The organism is Pseudomonas sp. SBT1-2 (assembly GCF_028640875.1).
In the GTDB taxonomy this organism is placed as follows: domain Bacteria; phylum Pseudomonadota; class Gammaproteobacteria; order Pseudomonadales; family Pseudomonadaceae; genus Aquipseudomonas; species Aquipseudomonas chlororaphis_I.
Genome location: NZ_JAQZAA010000080.1, coordinates 21,631 through 40,605, shown reverse-complemented (window position 1 = coordinate 40,605; position 18,975 = coordinate 21,631). Strand labels below are relative to the sequence as shown.

12 protein-coding genes and 1 pseudogene are annotated in these 18,975 nt (G+C 58.7%); 9 read left to right on the top strand and 4 right to left on the bottom strand.

The features are described from left to right. Position 1 precedes the first annotated feature (1 nt). Positions 2-628 carry a response regulator gene (locus PVZ78_RS14220; RefSeq protein ID WP_273828851.1) on the bottom strand — a complete coding sequence of 209 codons (627 nt, stop codon included), beginning with the start codon at positions 626-628 and terminating at the stop codon, positions 2-4. 395 nt (positions 629-1,023) lie between these two features. On the opposite strand from PVZ78_RS14220, the gene PVZ78_RS14215 reads away from it, so the two are divergent. The 3 genes and pseudogenes from PVZ78_RS14215 to PVZ78_RS14205 all read left to right on the top strand — a co-directional run bounded on the left by PVZ78_RS14215 (position 1,024) and on the right by PVZ78_RS14205 (position 5,702). After that, a complete protein-coding gene (locus PVZ78_RS14215) occupies positions 1,024-2,148 on the top strand; it encodes a fimbrial protein (RefSeq protein ID WP_273828850.1) in 1,125 nt (374 codons plus the stop codon). A gap of 506 nt (positions 2,149-2,654) precedes the next feature. Beyond that, positions 2,655-3,746 (top strand): STY4528 family pathogenicity island replication protein, encoded by a 1,092-nt coding sequence (locus PVZ78_RS14210; RefSeq protein ID WP_273828849.1) that lies wholly within the window; start codon positions 2,655-2,657, stop codon positions 3,744-3,746. 1,091 nt (positions 3,747-4,837) lie between these two features. Next, a pseudogene (locus tag PVZ78_RS14205) lies at positions 4,838-5,702 on the top strand (phage integrase N-terminal domain-containing protein). A 49-nt stretch (positions 5,703-5,751) separates the two neighbouring features. Here PVZ78_RS14205 and PVZ78_RS14200 read toward each other — a convergent pair. From PVZ78_RS14200 to PVZ78_RS14190, 3 genes are all read right to left on the bottom strand, one after another. Further along, the gene (locus PVZ78_RS14200; RefSeq protein WP_273828848.1) at positions 5,752-7,056 is read right to left on the bottom strand and encodes an OprD family outer membrane porin; all 1,305 of its coding nucleotides are present in this window, start codon (positions 7,054-7,056) and stop codon (positions 5,752-5,754) included. 53 nt (positions 7,057-7,109) lie between these two features. Further along, entirely contained in the window at positions 7,110-8,420 is a 1,311-nt protein-coding gene (locus PVZ78_RS14195) for a citrate-proton symporter (RefSeq protein WP_273828847.1), read from the bottom strand. Positions 8,421-9,034: 614 nt separating this feature from the next. Continuing rightward, positions 9,035-9,286 carry a hypothetical protein gene (locus tag PVZ78_RS14190; protein ID WP_273828846.1) on the bottom strand — a complete coding sequence of 84 codons (252 nt, stop codon included), beginning with the start codon at positions 9,284-9,286 and terminating at the stop codon, positions 9,035-9,037. A gap of 600 nt (positions 9,287-9,886) precedes the next feature. Between PVZ78_RS14190 and PVZ78_RS14185 the strand changes: the two genes are divergently transcribed. The 6 genes from PVZ78_RS14185 to PVZ78_RS14160 all read left to right on the top strand — a co-directional run bounded on the left by PVZ78_RS14185 (position 9,887) and on the right by PVZ78_RS14160 (position 18,219). Continuing rightward, positions 9,887-12,628, top strand: coding sequence for a type VI secretion system Vgr family protein (locus tag PVZ78_RS14185; RefSeq protein WP_273828845.1), 2,742 nt, complete (start codon positions 9,887-9,889; stop codon positions 12,626-12,628). After that, positions 12,621-13,235: a hypothetical protein gene (locus tag PVZ78_RS14180; RefSeq protein WP_273828844.1), complete on the top strand. Its 615-nt coding sequence runs from the start codon at positions 12,621-12,623 to the stop codon at positions 13,233-13,235. Before PVZ78_RS14185 ends, PVZ78_RS14180 begins: the two co-directional genes overlap by 8 nt. Then, on the top strand, positions 13,232-13,969 hold the full coding sequence (locus tag PVZ78_RS14175; protein WP_273828843.1) for a hypothetical protein: 738 nt from the start codon (positions 13,232-13,234) through the stop codon (positions 13,967-13,969). Before PVZ78_RS14180 ends, PVZ78_RS14175 begins: the two co-directional genes overlap by 4 nt. Positions 13,970-14,068: 99 nt before the next feature. Beyond that, positions 14,069-16,216, top strand: coding sequence for a T6SS effector phospholipase Tle3 domain-containing protein (locus PVZ78_RS14170; RefSeq protein ID WP_273828842.1), 2,148 nt, complete (start codon positions 14,069-14,071; stop codon positions 16,214-16,216). After that, positions 16,216-17,820, top strand: a complete 1,605-nt coding sequence (locus PVZ78_RS14165) for a type VI lipase adapter Tla3 domain-containing protein (RefSeq protein WP_337960404.1) — start codon at positions 16,216-16,218, stop codon at positions 17,818-17,820. The genes PVZ78_RS14170 and PVZ78_RS14165 overlap by 1 nt, the downstream gene beginning before the upstream one ends. A 138-nt stretch (positions 17,821-17,958) precedes the next feature. Next, entirely contained in the window at positions 17,959-18,219 is a 261-nt protein-coding gene (locus tag PVZ78_RS14160; protein WP_273828841.1) for a PAAR domain-containing protein, read from the top strand. Positions 18,220-18,975 lie beyond the last annotated feature (756 nt).

Sequence of the window (18,975 nt, the reverse complement as noted above, 5' to 3'; positions counted from 1 at the left end):
CTCAGGTCAGCCCGACTTCCTGGATGTACAGGTACAGGCTGGCGTTGTTATCCAGGCCCAGTTTGCGCATGGCGCTGCTTTTCTGGCTGCTGATGGTCTGCTTGGAGCGGTTGAGGTGCAGGGCTATTTCATTGACCGACAGCCCGGCGCCGTACAGGCGCAAGACCTCGACTTCGCGAGGGGACAGTTGTTCGATCTCGCTCAGGGGCTGGCCGGGGTTGAGCAGATGCTTGATGGACGGGGATATGAAGGGTTTGGCCTGGCTGGCGCGAACCGCCTTTTGCAGGTCGCCCTGTACCCCGCGTTTACTGATCAGCCCCTGGACGCCCAGCTTGAGGATCGAGGCCAGCAGCGCCGGATTGTTGAGCATGGTCACCACTATGACCGCGATGGCCGGATAACGACGGCGCAATTGCTCGATCAGGCGGATGCCATCGGCCTGTTGGCTGTGGGGCATCATCAGGTCGGTGATGACCAGGTCACAGGGCTGCTCGGCCAACAGCTGGAAAAGCCCTTCGACATCCTGGGCCTCGCCGACGATCTGCAGCGTGCTGTCATCGCTGAGCGACGCTCGAATGCCGATCAGTGTCAGCAGGTGATCGTCGACGACTATTACTTTCCTTTGCATCTGTGGCGGGTCCCTGTCTGTATGCGGCATGAGCGAATACATGGAGTTAAGCAGCGGTTGCAAGTAGCGGTCCGTATCGCTGTGCATGGTAAGCCTGTTGCGCAATGTCATGAAGTGCCTGGCGTTTGCAGGCAAGGCGAGCGCTGGGCGGATGACGGCTACGAGGGCGCGCCGCAGACGGTATGCCCGGGATGCATCGTCAAGTAACGAGCGAAGGTTTGGGTGGGTTTAGGAATCCTCCGATTGATCCTGAAACGACCGACGACGTACCTTTTGCGGCTTTCCATGCAAGCAAAAGCGCCTCCCTGATGGCGTCCAGGCCACTGCTCTTACCGGGCTTGAAGTATATCCGCAACTGGCCTACGGCGACTTCACCGCATTCCAGGCTCAGGTCGATGTTCTTGAAGAGCGTGAAGCCGGGGTTGGTCGGGAAGGCTTGCCTTGCCAATGAGTTGCCTATTTTGGGAATCAAAATGACCCGGTCACATCGTTCAATCAAAATTTTGAATTCATCTCATTCGCTCGCAATGATCATTCTGTTGATGTCGAGCGTCCTCCATATGAAGGACGCAAGAGCGGCCTGCAGGGTGGAGCAGGACTATATTGGTGAGGTGAGTGTGGCCAGATACACGATCAGCCTGGGAGCGGTGCCATCCTTCGACCCCATGGTTCCAGATGGAACGGTGTTGGCCTCCCAGGAGTCAACCATGTCCGGTTACAACGCGTTTATCGCCTGCAAGCCGTATATGGGGAACTATCAGTACACCGGCTACGGCAGTTTTGATTCAAGATATTCCACGTATTCGACCGGAGTCGCGGGCATAGGCGTTCGCATCGGCTATGCATCCGGTAGCGGGACAGATGCGGGGTGGTGGGTGGGGACGACGGTGCCCGACGGCTCTGCGAGCTGGAACTTCGCGGGGGGCGCGAGGTTCAGGGTCGAGCTCGTCAAGACCGGCCCGATTACAGCGGGAGGGATGCTGGGCGGCGACATTGGACGGTTGAGGATGCTGGATCACGGCCAGGATGTGATGATTGTCCGGCTTGCCGCGAGTGTTCCCATCAAGCCGTTGGTTCCCAGCTGCAGAGTGTCCTCGAACGCCAATTTTTTAGTGCCGATGGGGGGCGTCACCATCGGCACCTTGCAGAGAGACGGTATCTCCCCAGGACAAAGGTTCGACATCCAGCTTCAATGCTCTGGAGGGACGCAAGGGGCGACGACGAGGATGTACATGGGCATGACCGACAGCTCCAACCCGGCGAATCGCTCGGATGTGCTTGGTTTGGCCAATGGTTCAAAGGCCACTGGCGTAGGTATACGCATCTTCCGGGATGGGGATACGCCGGTCAGCTTTGGCCCGGATTCAACGGCGGCGGGTACGCCGAATCAATGGCCGGTCGGGCAATATGGAAACGTCGCGGTCAATATTCCATTCAGAGCCCACTATGTGCGCACTGGCGGGGCCATCACGGCGGGTTCTGCCAATGGCGTGGTGACCTACACCATCAGCTATCAGTAAGAGCCGTGGCATGCTGGCGCGTAGGAGGGAAAGATGAAGGGCGTCAGGTGCGTGTGGGACGGCGACCGGCACCTGCCGGGCACTGGCGGACGACGACTACGAAGCCAAACACTCTTCAATCGCTATCCGCCTAACGAGACTTCCCACAACCTGATTCAACAGGGATCTATCGTCCAGGGAGCGCTATCACGCTCCACTGGGATCCGGCCTGGAACCGTCAGACGTTGATCACACGTTTAAACGTTGATCGGTCGGCAAAGGCCCGTGAACGCTAGGTTTCGCGGGGAAATCTTGTCACAGCCTTTGCGGGAATCGCTGGAAGTACCCCCAGTTGTACCCCCACAGGGGGTATCGAGATCATAAACCAAGCCAGGAAGTCGTTCCAGCATATACGGGTGCTGAAAAATAGGTCACGGTGCGGTCCGCTTTGTCGGCTGACGTATGTATACGCCTGCGGTGAGATTCCAGGGTACGGGCCGTTGTGGCCCAGACCCTGGAGATCTCACATGGCAGACCGCAGCGACTTTACCCTGCAGGCACCCGAGGCCTTTTTCACCACGCCTACTGCACTCATGCTCGACATCCGGCTAACACCGTTGGAACGCAACGGTTGGCAGGTACTGCGCATGCTGCGCGCTACGGATGGCCGCAGTTCGCTGGCGAACCTGGCCCAGCTGCGGCGCTACTTGACCTCCACGCCGCTAGGGCAGCGTGCCGGATACGAAACGGCCTGGCGCGTCCTGATTGTGCTCCGGCTCACGGGCTGGATCAGCCTGGTGGGTCAACATCGTGACCCTCTGAGTGGTCACGTCCTTAGCGAGCTGTACCAGGTCCATGAAAGCCCACTGTCGTTCCAACAGGCGTCCGACCTCGACGCGAGTCTTCCGCTGCTTCTGCAAGACTCCATCGGCCACGACAACAATCAGGTGGATCGCGTTGCCATCCATATCCGTGATGGGCTTGAATCTACTGCCGCAGCGCCGGTCAGGGACGCCCAGACGCACCGCGATGACGATGAAGATCCACCGTCCCCCCCATCGCCATTGCAAGGACAGCCGATGGCACCGGAGCCTCCGCCCTTCGCTGATTCTGCTGGCGAGTCGAGCGTTCCGCAGCAGAACGAGCGCGACCGCCAGACACAGCAGCGTTATAGCCATACGTATAAAGAAGATAAGTATAAAAAATACGTACGTACCGCACGCACACATGCGTGTGAGCGCGAGCCTGGCACGCCCTTGCCCTTGCCGCCGTGCCTCGAACTCGCCGCAGAGGATCAACGGCGCGACATGCAAACCGCATTGCGGCGTCTGCCCGCGAGGTGGGCCAGGAAGTCCTGCAAGAGCTGGAGGCTCGCCACAGGGATGGCGGTGTGCGCAACGTGGTGGCTTACCTGTTCGCGCTCATCCGCCGTGTCGGTCAAGGTGAGTTCCGGCTCTGGGCAGGCAAGCGGCTGGCCAGCCAAACGCAGCCGGCGCAACACGTCTCCAGTGAGGCCACTCAAGGAGCGCCAGGTACGCAGGAAAGCTTGGTACCCGCGCTCGAACCCGCTTCGCCCGAGGTGGTGCGTAAGCACATGGATTCAATCCGCTCGATGCTGAACATGCCGGCGAAGGTAGGCGATCTGGCAGCAGAACTGATGCAGAGCGGCTACTGGAAGCCAAGCCCCCCATAGCAACTTGACCCACCTTCGCGGCCTGCGGCCTTGACCAAGAGGCGCTGCCTCTTGGAACTCCGTTCTCGCCGAAGGGCAAGGGTGCAGGGAGTAAAGCACTCCCTGCACCCGGCGTCAGGCTGGGTCGCTGCGTGGGCATCAATGGTGTGCTGCGCCGGGTGCTCACCCGTTCGGTGCTCGCCTGCGGCTGCGCTCCGCTGCGGCTTGCGCGCCCGCCATTGACCCCACTGCGCTCACTCCAGGCAAGCCACCGCACAAATCGAGCTGCCCGTGCTGGGTGTGCAATGGGAGAACCCATTGCGCGCCCAGCATGGGTAGCCGACAAGCCCTGCAGGGGCGCGTCAGCAGGCATACACACGACTGGCCCAACCCCTAGGGCACGGGAGCTGCCGCAGCGCCTTTGGCCTTTTGCACGGACCCCAAAGCTACGCGACGGGCCGTCACTGCTTCGGCAGTGACGGCCCCCTGGAACCTGCGCGGAATATGGGGTTGATGGCGATCCTATTGTTTGCGGCATCCGTGACGATGCCCCCCTACACTGGCCTTGCACTACGCCAAGACCGATGGGCTTTGTACATCGGCACCCCCAACGACGCAGGTTCCTGCAAGCGTCTCCCTAACCAGGGTGGAACCATCCCCAGGCGTGCCCAGGCTCCCCCGCATGCCGCCCCTCCCCATGGGGCAGAGCCACCTTTCTCCGCTTGTCCTCGTCCTTCCTGCGCCCACGGCGCGCCATTCCTTCGGCCATGTTTCGAGCGCAATGCTCGCGACCGGCTCTACCCATCTCACTCACTTTTAAAGGAGGTCTTCATCACCGCTACTGGCTTGTTTGTTCTCTCGCTGTACCCCCGTTCTGTCTCCCCCCAGGGAGCACGGCGGACGCCTCATCTGAGGCAAACCGGTGTTCTGAGCACCATGCCCTTGTCCTTCGGGAGCCTCGCCTTGGCGAGCCGGCAACTTCACTAACCGACTCGACCTCAGAAAGCAGGACAAGACACAACACGATTGAGGTGCTGTATGGACGATCTGACTTATGGGCTGCGGCAGCTATGCCGACGCAACAAAGACGGCAGCCACACGACCCAGGCCGACCGGCTGCGCGGGCTGACCCTGGTCGCTGAACAACTGAGCGAAGCGGGGGTTTCGGCGGATGAGCACTGGCTCGATCAAGGGCAAGCATGTGGAGGCACTGGTGGAGCGCTGGCAGTCCGAAGGACTGTCCGCCGGCACGCTCAAGAATCGCCTGGCACATTTGCGCTGGTGGGCGGAGAAAGTGGGCAAGGCCGGTGTCATTCCGGCTGACAACACGCGGTTGGGCATCCCTGAGCGTCAGCATGTGACCAACGCCGACAAGTCAAAGACGTTGGGCGATGCGCTCGATAGCGTGCGCGATACGCATGTGCAGATGAGCCTGCAACTGCAGCAGGCGTTCGGGCTGCGTCGGGAAGAGTCCATCAAGTTCCAACCCGGCTATGCGGACCGCGGCGACCATATCGCGCTCAAGGGGAGTTGGACCAAGGGTGGTCGCGAGCGCACCGTGCCGATCACCACCGCCGAGCAGCGGCAAGTGCTCGACCTGGCGCACCAGTTCGCGGGTGCCGGTGCCTTGATCCCGGCCCACAAGAACTATATTCAGCAGCGCCACACCTATGACGGGCAGTGCAAAGCAGCCGGTCTGAGCAACATGCACGGGCTGCGGCATCGCTACGCGCAGGATCGCTATGAGGTGCTGACGGGCTGGAAGGCTCCGGCTGTTGGCGGGCCTTCGGCGCGTTCACTGACTCCAGCACAGCGCGCCATGGATGCACAGGCGCGACAGGCCATCAGCCGCGAGCTGGGGCATGAGAGGACGCAGATCACGGCGGTGTATCTTGGAAGATAGCATTGCCCCTGCATTCCTCTGCTTGTTGCATGAGAAATGAGCATCGTCGTCAGAAGGACCGCTGCCACGTCAGGTAAAACCGCTCCGAGTGTTCTGTAATGATGCCCGCAGGTCCCCGAGAGGCAACGGTCCGGTGAATACCGTCCGGGGAACCTTCCGTGTGAAAGCGGTCATGCAGCCAGGCCACGCTCAGCCCCTGCAAGGGGCCGTCGAAGCTGTACTGGAAGACATTCTGGAATTCTCTGCGAGAGAACCCATCGTAGCCATAGGCTTGGTTCGAGAAGGCGTAGTAGGAGAGCATCTTCAAACCGGGTACCCCCAGGCCGGCAAAGTCGACCGTCGAGCTGACCTTGTACATTTCCTCGTCGCGCAGGCCGAAGTAGAAATAGAGCTTGCCGCTGCTGTTCCAGGTGCCGTGATCCTGAGCGAAGAACAGCCGATCAAAGTCATCACCGCGAACCTTGTTCCAACTGAACGCCAGCGAGTGCCCAGCAACGGTGTAGCGCATTGTCATATCCAGATAGCGCGCATCGTGGCTGCTCTCTGGCTCGTACAGCCGGCGTACCCCTTCATACTCGAAGAGCTTGCCGGCATCCTGCTGCCGGCCATGGGTCAAACTGACGGCCAGCGATTGCGATGCGGTCAGGGGAAACGTCTGCTCGACCTGGAGAAATCCGCTGCGCAGATAGTCCTGGGCCTCTGCGTATTCTCCCAGCAGACGGGTGCCGAATGGCGTCTTGTAGCTCGCAGAGTAGATTTGCAGATTGTCGATCTGCTGCCCCCGAAAGTTCTCCAGCCTTTCACCCCAGCCCGTCGCATTGCGCGGGCTGAACGCATGCAGGCGGCTGTAGTGCAGGTTCATCACGTCAGTGGCAAAGCCCAGGTCCCACCCCATGCTCGCCGCCGGCAGAATCCGGCTCGTGTCATCAATATAGATGGGATAACGTCGCGCCTTTTTTCCGTAGCCGGCCGTCCAGGTTCCCGCCTCGTCCTGCCACTGCGTGCGCAGATACGCCTCCAACGGTTTGTTGATACTGTGTGCATCCCGCGGCGAACTTCCCGCGGAGAGGTTGGTGAGGCTGGTAGCAGCATCACCGACGAACAGATCATCGGCGAGCGCATGGGTGTAGTCGAAACCCAGGACGTCCTTGAACCAGCCGGAGCTGAAGCCGAGTTGCACGGCCTGGACCCATTCATCACGGTTTGGCCCGACGCCGCCGCCGTCGTTCTCCTTGAAGTAGTACTGGCTGTACTTCACCGTGGTCTTGCCGTCGTCAATCAGCGAACTTGCCTGTGCGCCCATCGCGCACAGCAAGCCCGTCACCGCGATGCGGATAAGAAATACGAATTTCATGCCGTCACCTTTTTTTGTTGTGATTTCCGGTGGCTCTTTAGAGCGAAGTAGCGCTAGGCGGGGATCTCTGGCTGGAGCTCCTGCGCGAGCCTGCGCGGTTCGTTATCGCGCAGGCAGGCGGTGGCGATGAGGCTCAACAACGTGGCACATAGCACGTACCAGGCGGGAGCCATCGGCGAACCGCTTTCGCGCACGAGCCAGGTCACGATGAATGGGCCGAATCCGCCAAACAGCATGACCGCGATGTTGTAGCCCACCGAAATGCCAGTGGAACGAACCTGCGTGGGAAACTGCTCGGCCAGCGCTGTTGGTGCCGGACCAAAGCACACCCCGAGGTTGGCACACAACAGCAACTGCATGATCAACAGGCGTTCAAGGCTGGGAGCTGACGTGACCCAGGCAAATAGCGGGTACACCATCAGGAAGAACATGAGCGTCGAGACGAACAGCACAGGGCGTCGGCCAACACGGTCGGACAAGGCGCCGGCCAGGGGAATGATGAGGGTCATCACCAACACGGCCGCCATCTGTATCAGGAAGACCCGATCCAACGGCAATCCCAGTTCCTTGTTGGCGAACGTCGGCATGTGCACGAGGATGACGTAGAACGATGCCGTGCCGAAAACCGTCATTCCCATACTGACCAGCACCGCGCGCCGGTGCTGACGGAGGACGCTGAGCAGCGGTTCCCGCACTACGCCCGAGCTTGCACCGGTCGCCAAAAACTCGTCGGTTTCCTGCAGATGTCGGCGCATCCACAGGCCGACAGGACCTATCAACAGGCCCACGACAAAGGGAATGCGCCACCCCCAACTGTCGAGCGCTTCCGGTGTAAACAAGGACGTGATCAGTGCCCCCATGCCTGCGCCGGCAAACACTGCAAGGCATTGCCCGAACAATTGCCAGGCACCGTAGAGGCCCCGCTTTCCAGTGGGGGCGGATTCCACCAGAAAGGACGTGGCACTGGCGTACTCGCCTCCGGTTGCAAAGCCCTGGAGCATACGAGCCACCACAATCAACAGAGGGGCGGCAATGCCAATGGCCGCATAGTCGGGAGCGAAGGCAATCAGCGCGATCGCTATCGTCATCAGGCGAATGATCAACTGCATGGCTGCCTTGCGTCCGCGCCTGTCGGCGTAGAGCCCAAGCAGGATGCCGCCGATGGGCCGCATGAAGAAGCCGACGCCAAACGTTGCCAGCGTCATCAGCATCGAGGTGTATTCGTCGCTGGATGGAAAGAAGACCCGGGCGATGAGGCCCGATAGAAATCCGTAGACGGTGAAGTCATACCACTCCAGCGCATTGCCAATCACCGCCGCCACGACTTGACGTGACTTCGGGGTGCCTTGATGCGGGGCACGCATAGACGAACTCCAGGACGGAAAACCGTCGTGTAGATGTTAGTAGGGGGACTTAAAAGGCGGGATCAGGGCTGGCTGGTGGCCAGCCCGAAGAAATAGCTGACTGTGGCCGCTGAAGTGGCAGAAGCAGTGCGTCGCATTGGACACCTCTCAGGCGGATGTTCCCGCTCTTTTTAGATGGCGACCGGAGTGGTTTCCGGTCGTAAATCAGCTAATCACACGGTCATAACGGAGACAATCAAAGGCAGTTCCACACCATGGAATGGCGACCCTCCGGCTTCAGATTTTTCGCATCAATTACCCAACGCGCGCCCTTTCTTTCCGGCGCACAATCGCTATAAGCGACAACATCCCCCTGTGATAACCAATACAAAACGGCAGGTCTGAACAATATCTACGGACGGCATCATCGCGAGGTGCGGGCGCACGATGAAATGCTGTTGGGGTGGCGGCACATGTCGCTGGCGGGCCCTCGACGCAATATCTGACGGCACGGCAACTTGGCGCGTTCAAGACGCAAAGGCAGGACAAGCGATCAGTCGCGAGCTAGGTCATGAATGGATGCAGGTCACGGCGGTATATTGGGACAGATGGCCATCGCGACCTATCGCAAGCACTCAATGGATCTTCTGAGGTCGCAATCCATCGCTGATCTCTTCAAGATCCACGCACTTAAGCCGGTCTAAGAGAGCGTGAAACTCCTGCTCACCACTCAGCATGCAGACGAAGATGGCACATTGACTAAGGATCGAATTGATCAGCAAAAGCTGATCCTGTGCAGTCTCGCACTTGAGCACGGCTGACAGTATGAGCGCATAAGCGCGATCCGCGTGAATGCTAGGTTTGATCGGGTTTTCTGAATGTTCCATGCCATCCCTCCGCAGTCCATATCTCCGCCCGCGTTGGAATGGAGATCCGGCAGATGGCGGCGACCCGCAGGGGTGAGAAACCGGCTGATACCAGACCGGCCAGACGCGAGCGTCTGCCCTACGGATCGCCATAACGCGACCCGCTGGTATCAAATTCAGGTTCTCACACCCGGCGCCGATGTGCGGCGCGGCGCAAGGATTGCACAGGGCAATTTAAGCAAGCAACTAAAAGCTAGAGAATTTCGTTGAACTTTGTGCACAGAGACTCACGCCCATAGGAGCGATGAGAAAGCCGCTCTGAATTCCCATCAATTTTCAGACAATTCCCACATACATTTCAAACGCAACTTGCTAGCGTCCTTCCAGCCATATTGTTCAGGGCCATTGTGATCGGGCTGAGGCCTGGCAGATTTCCAATAGCATGGACTGCACAATCAGTCAGGAAGAGAAAAAGCTACTGACGGCAAAATAGGTCGTGCTACTTGGAAAAACTGGAATAGCGGCAGCGCAAGGTATTGGTGCTTTCCCAGGTCACTGGTTCGGCTTTTCCTGGGTTGTCTCTTTGCTTGACGACTGCGATTTTGACTAGGGAATAGTTATATGCGCCAAAGGGATTTGAGGTTCACCTTCTCCGTGCTGTCCGGCCGGATGGAGTTCGAGGTCGTAGAGTTCACCCTGGAAGAAGCTATTTCCGAGCCTTATCGGCTGACGCTCGAGCTGGCCAGCAGCAACCCCAATATCGATTTTGCCCAGGTCCTCGATCAGCCGGCGTTGCTGACCATCTGGCAAGGCACCACGGCTGTCCGTCATGTCCATGGCATGGTCTCCCGCTTCACCCAGGGCAAAACAGGGTTCCGCCGCACACGTTACCGTGTCGTGGTCGAGCCACAGCTTTCACGGCTTAGCCTGAGTTCCGACTGGCGCATCTTCCAGCAGAAAAGCGTGCCCGACATACTCAAATCGGTATTGGCCGAGCACGGCATCCTGGACTATCAGCCAAACATCCATACCGAGCACCTGCCTCGCGAGTACTGCGTTCAGGCCGGGGATACCGACCTGTATTGGTTCGATCGGCTTTCTACAGAAGAAGGCCTGTTCTATTACTTCAAATCCGATGCGACCTCTCACACGCTGATCCAGAGTGACAAGCTCTATGTTCAGGAGCGCATCCAGGGCGATCCGGTGCTGTACAGCACGCAGCCGGCCGGAGACGCTGAACGGCCCGTACTGTATGCGTTCAGCTACACGGAAAACGTCCGCACGGTCGAGCAGACCCAGCGTGACTACACATTCAAACGACCGGCTTTCGACCAGCAACAGCACTTTGTCGGCGAAGACCTGCAACAGCAGGCTCCGCACTATGAACGCTACGATTATCCAGGGCGCTACAAGGCCAGCGCGGTCGGCAAACCCTTCACGGAAAACCGCCTGCGGGGTCACCGTCAGGACGCGCAGGTCGCAATGGTCGAAGGTGATGATCCACGCTTGATTCCGGGCCTTTCCTTCCAGTTGACGGGTCATCCTCGGCAAGACTTCAATCGCTGGTGGCGATCAGTTCGAATTACCCACCGAGGTGTACAGCACGCCAGCCAGCAGGAAGAGTCCGCCGATGCCGAAATGGGCGTGAGCTACGACTTCACCGCCGAGATCATTCCTGAGCAGATAGAGTGGCGCCCGGTACCTCTGCCCAAGCCCCGTATCGATGGGCCGCAGATTGCCAGCGTGGTGGGCCCGGAAGGAGAGGAGATCCACACCGACGAGTTTGGCCGGGTCAAGGTCCAGTTCCCCTGGGACCGGGAAGGCAAGAACAATGATTTCAGTTCCTGCTGGGTCCGGGTCTCGCAGAACTGGGCCGGTGCCGACTGGGGGCATATGGCAATCCCGCGTATTGGTCAGGAAGTCATAGTCGACTACCTCGATGGCGACTGTGACCAACCGATCATCACCGGCCGCACTTACCGTGCGAGCAACATGCCGCCGTACCAACTGCCGAATCACAAGATTCTCAGCACCATCAAGAGCAAGGAATACAAAGGCAGCCGCGCCAACGAACTGCGTATCGATGACACCACCAAGGAAATCAGTGCGGCGCTGATGAGCGATCACGGCAGTACCGCGCTGCACCTGGGGTATCTGACCCACCCACGTCCCGACGGTGGTGCGCCACGGGGTGAAGGTTTCGAGTTGCGTACCGACGAACATGGTGCGTTGCGAGCGGCCAAAGGCCTGTTGCTCAGCACCGAAGAACAACTGAATGCCAGTGGCGGTCATCTGAATCGTGGCACTGTCGTTCAGGTACTGGAGGCTGCCCTGCAACTGGCCAAGGGTTTGGGCGACTATGCCGCCGATAACCAGGGCGTTGATCACGACACTGATCCTCAGAAAGCCCTCAGTGAAGCGGTTCGTGATTTAGGGCATGGCGCCAACGACGAAGCGAACAAGAGCAATGGCGGCCAACCCGCTATCGCCCTGAGTGGTCAGGCCGGTATTGCTGTGGCGTCCCCCGAGAGTGTCACGCTGGCGGCCGGCGAGCATATCGACAGCGTGGCCCAGCAGAACCAGCAACTCACATCGGGGCAGAAATTCGTGGTCAACGCCGGCACCGACCTCGGGCTGTTCGCGCAAAGCGGCGAGATGCGCCAGATCTCCCACCAGGGGCTGATGCTGTTGCAGGCCCAGAAGAACAACATCCGTCTGGAGGCGGACCAGAGCGTGGAGGTCAGCGCGAGCAACCACCACGTATTGGTATCCGCCAAGGAACACATCACGCTGATGTGTGGTGGTGCCTACCTCACCCTCAAGGGCGGCAACATTGAGCTGGGCATGCCGGGTAATTTCACGGTCAAGGCCGCCAAACACAGCATGCTCGGCGGGGCCAGCCTTGCTGCTGAGCTACCGAAGTTCAAGGTGGGGGATACTCAGAGGCGGTTCATGGTGAACCAACTCGATGGTAAGACCCCGATGGCCAACATTCCCTACCAGATCACCATGGCCAATGGCGACATCCTCAAAGGTGTCACCGACGCCCAGGGAGCGACGCAGGTGCTGCAGAAGGACGCGATGCACATCGCCAATGTGGCCTTTCACAAAACACCATCGAATGCGCTGGCCGGTGCGGCAAGCGGCGGCGCGGCAGGAGCAATGGCCAGCACGGAGGACGAGGACTTTGTGCAATTCTTTGAGTTCAAGGATGACAAAGGGAAGCCCGTGCCACATCACTACAAGGTGACGTCCGAAGGGCAAGTGATGGCGGAGGGGGTGGGAGAGCGCACACCGGAGTTTCCTTTTGATCTGGTCCTGGAACTTGAATCATGGCCTGTGACGGAGGTGCAACATGGCTGAGGCGATCACTGCACAGGTGCGTAAGCTCGCCGCCATTGGCTATGGCGAAGCCTCTATCGACAACAACCCTCAAGAGGTACGTGGTATTGCATTTACGGTGGCGAACCGTATGCGAGCGTGGGGAGCCGCTGATGTTGATAGCCTGCTTTCAAAGGCGGGGAAAGGATACGTTGTGGCAACGCGAGGCAATAACGTCCGTTACAACAAACTGATGGCAGCCTCCGAAGTGGCTATCAATGCCGATCCGGATATGCGGAGTGCGGTAACGAGTGCACGGGACGCGCTGGCCAATCGAGGAAACGATCCTTCCAACGGGGCGTATTGGTGGGATGGTGTGGACTTGAAGGAAACGTCCAATCCGAGGCACTCATCAGGCTTTCACTACGGCTCTGCGTCGCACAACATCTTTGGTATCACTGAAGTCAAGCTAGCGGAGCGCATCACCTACTGGACCCAACTGAACAAAAAGACAAATCAACTCGTGAATACTCGCGAGCGTGGCCGCTACTCCTACAAATATCTCTCCACGGCGGCCATAGGCAGAACGATCTTCTGGACTGCCGATCCGGACTACATCAAGGCGACCGGTGCCAAGGACTACAAATGAGCCCCATCAAGCATTCTTTACTTGCCCTGCTCAGTGTTTGCCTGCCAGTAATGGCAAATGCCGCTCCTGTTCAGTTTACCAACTATGGCGATTTTTACCGGTCGTTGGGCGGCAATCTGTTTCAGGGGCCGGGGACTGCCCTGGCGATGCCCTGCGCGGAAGCGCCGCGCAATTGCATCTGGGCCACCTCGATGGGCCAGGCGATACGGCGCTATGACCAAACCCAGTGGACCACTCCAGACGGCTTGGCCATGAAGCCACCGAAGGGGATACCCGACGTTGCCTTTGACGGCCAAGCCCTGATCGTCGGGAAGCAGCGCTGGCCGTTGAGTGGCGTGACCAATCTCGCTCCACCGGAGTGGAACGGCGGCGCGCCTATCGATCCAGAGAACCTGGAAAATGTCACGGCATGGCGCCATGGCACATCTGTGTGCCTGGATATGCAGTACGTCAGCAGTGGCAAGGGGGATCGCTACACCGAGGTGCTGTTGCTACACAGGCAGCGCCTCTACACCTTGCCTCCCCTGTTTGGAACCTGCGCTGCCATTCGCGAAGCACCGCAGAACCAGTTCAGCTATCCAAACAACACTTACCAGGGGCCCGAGCAGGAAAACAACCCAAGTGGCCTGCAAGTGGATTACCTGCTGTCTGACGGCAAGACGCGAGTGGCCCGTTATCTGTTGCGCTTCCCAAACCAGGGTGATCCCTTTTTGTTCGAGGCCGTGCGCCAATAGGCGTTTACAGAGCAACGTTCGCCCAGCATTGAACGGACCCAATAAGGTGGTAGCCCCAGGTGTCGAGGGCAGACCAGTACTTCAAGGAGGAAATGCACGATGAATGATGCGGTTCGGATGAGAACAATCAGTTCAGGCAAGGCCATCACTATGCCTGGCGGTGGTGACGTGCACCTGATTGCAACTCCCCCCAAACCTTGTGTGACGATCGTCGTGCATGGGGTCAACGATCTTGCCGGTTGCTATGAGCGTATCGAGCGTGGTCTTTGCCAGGGGCTGAACGAGCGGCTGGATATGCCGCAGACCCTGCCCAACGGTGCCAGTAACCCGGGTTACCTGACATCGGCTGGGTACAGTTTGCCCACTGACGATGATAGTAAAGCGACCAACCCCGATGCCGTGTACTACCGGCGCAAGTTCGGTGCTTCAGGTACCGGCGGCTCTACCCGCAGTGTGGTTATCCCGTTCTATTGGGGCTTTCGCGAGGAAGAGGAGGAGATCAAAAAGACCGAGCCTCACGGGGAGTGGTTGGATCGCAACAATAACCGTCTGGATAAGGCCGGAACCAAGGAAGGCGGGGCGTTCGCCAATGCCACCACCAACTTGCCGGATATGTGGGGCAAGGGTTTCAACGGCAAGCTGTTCGGCTTCATTTCCATCGACGCGGTGGGCGGTTCCATGACCCACCCGCTGTTCTCTGCTCCTGGCCGTCGCTATATGGTACTGGCCGCCATGCGCCTGGCCATGCTGATCAAGATCATTCGCAAGCGCTACCCGAATGACACCATCAATGTCGTCGGACATAGCCAGGGCACATTGCTCACCCTGTTGGCCCATGCATTCCTCAAGGATGACGCGATAAAGCCGGCTGATGGGGTGATCATGTTCAACTCACCCTATAGCCTGGTGGAGCCATTTACCGAGTCACTTCAGACGAATCATCAGCAGACGACCCAGGCGCGTATTGCCACTCTCAACGGCATTCTTCAGTTCATTGCGGGAACCCCGAACCCTGTTCCAGCGTTGTCGAGTATTGCGCTGAAAAATTGCCAGGGTTACGGCGCCATTGGCGGACCCGGTTGGACCGGTGGCCCAGCGTCTCAAGCCACTATACGTGGAGAGCCCGTTTCATTTGACGAGCGGGATAACCGTGGTTGTACCTACCTGTATTTCACTCCCCAAGATCAAACTGTAGGTCTTAGCAACGTCCAGGGGATCGGCTGGCAAGGCGTTGGGGATACCGTCGACGGACTACCTGCTCGCACGGCACTGCCACTGCGTTTCCACCAGCGCGTATTCACCCTGCGCAAACGCAATGGCCAGAAGGAAGAAATCGGCAAATACGCTCCTCCCTATGTCTACCCCTTGAGGCTTGAGGGGGAGTCTTCTTGGGAGGATGCCGGTTTGGGGTGGATGACCAGAAACATAAAAAACGCCAAGTTTAAAAAAGGTGACAGCGTGATGCTGACCGCCGCCCAACTGCCGGTGCCGGCAGAGGCAGACTTTTCCGCGGACGGTTCCGTTGTCGAGCCTGGGGAGGGTTCGAGCAGTGGTGTGTATCAGGTCAAGGACAAACTCGACCCTATCGATGCCGCCATCGGTGTGAGCAACAAAGGGTGGAACGCCACGGACACTCGCTATGCCCGGCAGGAAACCCTGGACGAGCAAACGGCGTTCCAATATGGGCGTGATGCTGGCGGTGTCGAGAAGGCCTTTAATGAAGGCAAGGAGACGGCACAGACCGCCCACGTCTTTACATTCCGGGCATTAGGCAATGGCCAGGTATTGGTCACGCGTGGAGAAACCCCCTACGAGGCGCGTCTGCGATTGCAGGGCGAGGGTTATCAAGAGGCTCTGTCGTTTCACTCTGCGATTCCGAACAACCCGGAGCACAGCCGACAGGTGCTGGCATATGACGTGGCCATCGGCGCAGGGGAAAGTGTTGATGACACGACTTTCTATGCCTATCTCTGTCGAGTGGCCGATTGGCGGTTGGATTGGGGCAGATCTCATGAGGGAATATTCGCTCAGGGTGCTGCTGAATCGGATCTCCCAGATGAGGAAGTACAAAACTTTTATCGGGCTGAGGAGCCCAAAAGTCGTGGTCTGATTGACTCCACTGTGGGATACCGCACGAGTGGTGTGCTGCCAGCCATCGTTGGTGACAACATGCCAACTCTGGTGGTTAGCCAGTCTCGGGCGGGTCGTATAGCGGGCAACCCCGTAAGTTATGGAGGGAGCGCCTGATGTACCGCACACTTGTGTACGCGGCGCTCTCCGGCCTGCTGCTGACCAGCCATCAGGTTCAGGCCGCGGAGTCTCCTTTGACGACCACTCGCTGTTTTACCAGCCCGGCCACCCCCGTGACTGCCTTCACCACTTCTCATAAGGCTTCTGCTATGTCTGCTGATGCTCGTTACCGCGCCCCAACCACTTCGCCCCGTCTGGAAACTCTGGATGTGCTCAGTATCGGTATGAGCCTGGATGTATTTCGTCAAGGGCAGGCCTGGCAGACGTTGCAAGAGCAGAGCGCGAAGCAACCAGAGGCTCTGCATGTTGGCAGCATCCTACCCATGGATCCGAAGAAGTATCCACAGACTGCCGATGACAAGGATATGGCGTGGACTAAACGGATAGCTGATGCTTTGGAGTTAGGACTACGGGACTTTCTGGAAAAATGGCCAATTCCTACCATTACAGTGGTTCGTGGCTGGACCCCAAATACACCGAATCTGCGCTTCACTCCAAATGAAACCAGAGAAATGCTGACAAGCATGGTGAACAGTTACCGTACAGATGCGGGACTACATTGGCATCGTATTCGTAATGTGCAAGATGGCATTGTCTGCAATGACACTCCCGAAGGTTTGGTCGAAAACCTGTTCCAACTGTTTGAACGCAATCCAGATCTTCCTGCCGTGCTGGTTTATAACGTCGAAGGCATCAGTATGGCGGGAGCCCTGTCAAGTAAGGACGTTACATTACGATCACTTGGAGCTGTTGCAGGTCCACGCCAGCCTGACAAATTAACTGACGCAGTGGTTGCCATGGTCGTCGGTCGCCCCGAACGGGTCGAATGGCTGCGCTACTACGCACAATTCGCCAAGGTCAACGACAACAAGATCGACCCCGAATTCCGAGGCTGGGGCTTGCGTACCCCCCCGGTGGAATTCCAGCCATCGGAATTCATTCCGCAGCCCTGGACCCAACGCGCTTTCGAGCAATGGGATGCGCTCCCTGTGCTGGCCAAGATTCACCGGCCTGTCACTGTGTCGCTGCAACGCCCCGATACCGGCGAACGCCTGAAGCGCGAGGCCCTGACCGCTCAACTGGCCAGTGGCTGGAAAAAAGCCACCGACGCGCTGCCCTCCAAGCCGTCCCGACTGTTCTACGACGGCGGGTTGAATAGCGTGCCATTGGCCGAGCTTTCACCAGCGCTCAGTGTTGCTCACAGCTCGCTCGACTTGCTTGACTCGCGGGAGAGCTACGACCTTACTCAGCGCTTGGGCGACACTGGCTCCGCCTCACCTTTTGTAGGCATCGCCCTGGCCACCATGGCCAGTTACCTGAATGCCGATACCAGCGTCGTCATGCCGATGCGCCGGCAGGATCGGGCAACGATCATTTCTATCACCTCGGCCACACCGGGCAAGAAACCAGTCGGCAATCCTTTCGGGGTCAACCTGATGCCGCAGACCGCCAGCAGCGATGAGCCGAACCCCAAAACGCTGCCGGTGGGGAACCCTGTCGCGTCACCCATTCCTAAGCCACCAGTGGTGCAAACGGACTACGCCCTGGAGGAATTTCTGGCCGACCTGAAGCCGAAGAACAACTGGATGGATGAGTTGTAAGGCCGGACATCAGTACTTGTTGCGCCAGGGGGAATCTCTCTGGGTGATCGAATCATGTATGAGCACTCATCCTTCGGTGGGCACAAGGTCCATCGAAGGCGATGTATCTGGCTGTGCAACGGGAAAGAAGGAGCAGATATGGACATCATTCGACTTGGCGACTCCACCAGTCACGGTGGAACCGTGCTTGAAGCGTTCAGCCAAACCGACTTGAACGGCAAGCCCATGGCAGGCGTAGGGCACAAGGTCGTGTGCCCTTTATGCAAAGGCATGTTTCCTATTGCCGAAGGCAGCGCTGCGCTGGATGTCGGCGGTATTCCAGTGGCGCTCGACGGAATGAAAACCGCCTGCGGTGCCAGCCTGATCGCCAGCAGCGCCAAAGGAAATGCCGAGAGTTAGTCCGTGTGAAGAATGCTGGAGAGAGGCCCCTGGTCAGCTCTGCTGATCCTCTTCGGATGCTGACAATCGATTTATCCAATGAGCGGCACAGAGTTTCGCATGTCTGTTCCCCCACTTAAAACCATTGAAGGTATGCAGCAACTGGCTCAGTCGCGAGGTGGAAGGTGTCTCTCCGACGCCTATCGCAACCAGTCTGTGCGACTGTCCTGGCGCTGTGCGCTCGGCCATGAGTGGATGGCTGATCCTTACCGCGTTATTCGGGGTAGCTGGTGTCCGGTATGCGCCCGTCTGCAACGGCGTAGCAGCTTGGAGAGCGCACAGCGTATTGCGGTCGATCGAGGTGGTCATTGCCTGTCGAATCATTGTGATTCTGGTCGTATGCCTCTGGAGTGGAAGTGCGATCAGGAGCATCGCTGGCAGGCCACATTGGCGAGTATCAAACAGGGTAGTTGGTGCCCCGTCTGTTGCCGTTTGGGTAGGCGCGACACACTGGAGGCGATGCAGCAGGTTGCGATCCGACGGGGAGGTCGCTGCTTATCCGAGCGCTATGTCGATAGCGCAAGCGGGTTGCTCTGGGAATGTGGCAGGGGGCATCGTTGGGAGGCCGTGCCCGCCAGTGTCAAGCACGGCAGTTGGTGCCCCGTCTGTGCTGTGGAAGCGCGTTGCAATACCCTGGAGCAGGTTCAAGCCGTTGCCCGAAAGCGCGGTGGCGAGTGCCTTTCTTCCCGCTATGTCAATGGTGTCACGCCTCTCACT

What these genes read in the sequence shown, in the direction of transcription:
- PVZ78_RS14220 (WP_273828851.1), bottom strand. Translation starts at nt 628, where the DNA reads ATGCAAAGGAAAGTAATAGTCGTCGACGATCACCTGCTGACACTGATC.
- PVZ78_RS14175 (WP_273828843.1), top strand. Translation starts at nt 13,232, where the DNA reads ATGAGCCCCATCAAGCATTCTTTACTTGCCCTGCTCAGTGTTTGCCTG.
- PVZ78_RS14215 (WP_273828850.1), top strand. Translation starts at nt 1,024, where the DNA reads ATGTTCTTGAAGAGCGTGAAGCCGGGGTTGGTCGGGAAGGCTTGCCTT.
- PVZ78_RS14190 (WP_273828846.1), bottom strand. Translation starts at nt 9,286, where the DNA reads ATGGAACATTCAGAAAACCCGATCAAACCTAGCATTCACGCGGATCGC.
- PVZ78_RS14185 (WP_273828845.1), top strand. Translation starts at nt 9,887, where the DNA reads ATGCGCCAAAGGGATTTGAGGTTCACCTTCTCCGTGCTGTCCGGCCGG.
- PVZ78_RS14160 (WP_273828841.1), top strand. Translation starts at nt 17,959, where the DNA reads ATGGACATCATTCGACTTGGCGACTCCACCAGTCACGGTGGAACCGTG.
- PVZ78_RS14195 (WP_273828847.1), bottom strand. Translation starts at nt 8,420, where the DNA reads ATGCGTGCCCCGCATCAAGGCACCCCGAAGTCACGTCAAGTCGTGGCG.
- PVZ78_RS14170 (WP_273828842.1), top strand. Translation starts at nt 14,069, where the DNA reads ATGAATGATGCGGTTCGGATGAGAACAATCAGTTCAGGCAAGGCCATC.
- PVZ78_RS14165 (WP_337960404.1), top strand. Translation starts at nt 16,216, where the DNA reads ATGTACCGCACACTTGTGTACGCGGCGCTCTCCGGCCTGCTGCTGACC.
- PVZ78_RS14210 (WP_273828849.1), top strand. Translation starts at nt 2,655, where the DNA reads ATGGCAGACCGCAGCGACTTTACCCTGCAGGCACCCGAGGCCTTTTTC.
- PVZ78_RS14200 (WP_273828848.1), bottom strand. Translation starts at nt 7,056, where the DNA reads ATGAAATTCGTATTTCTTATCCGCATCGCGGTGACGGGCTTGCTGTGC.
- PVZ78_RS14180 (WP_273828844.1), top strand. Translation starts at nt 12,621, where the DNA reads ATGGCTGAGGCGATCACTGCACAGGTGCGTAAGCTCGCCGCCATTGGC.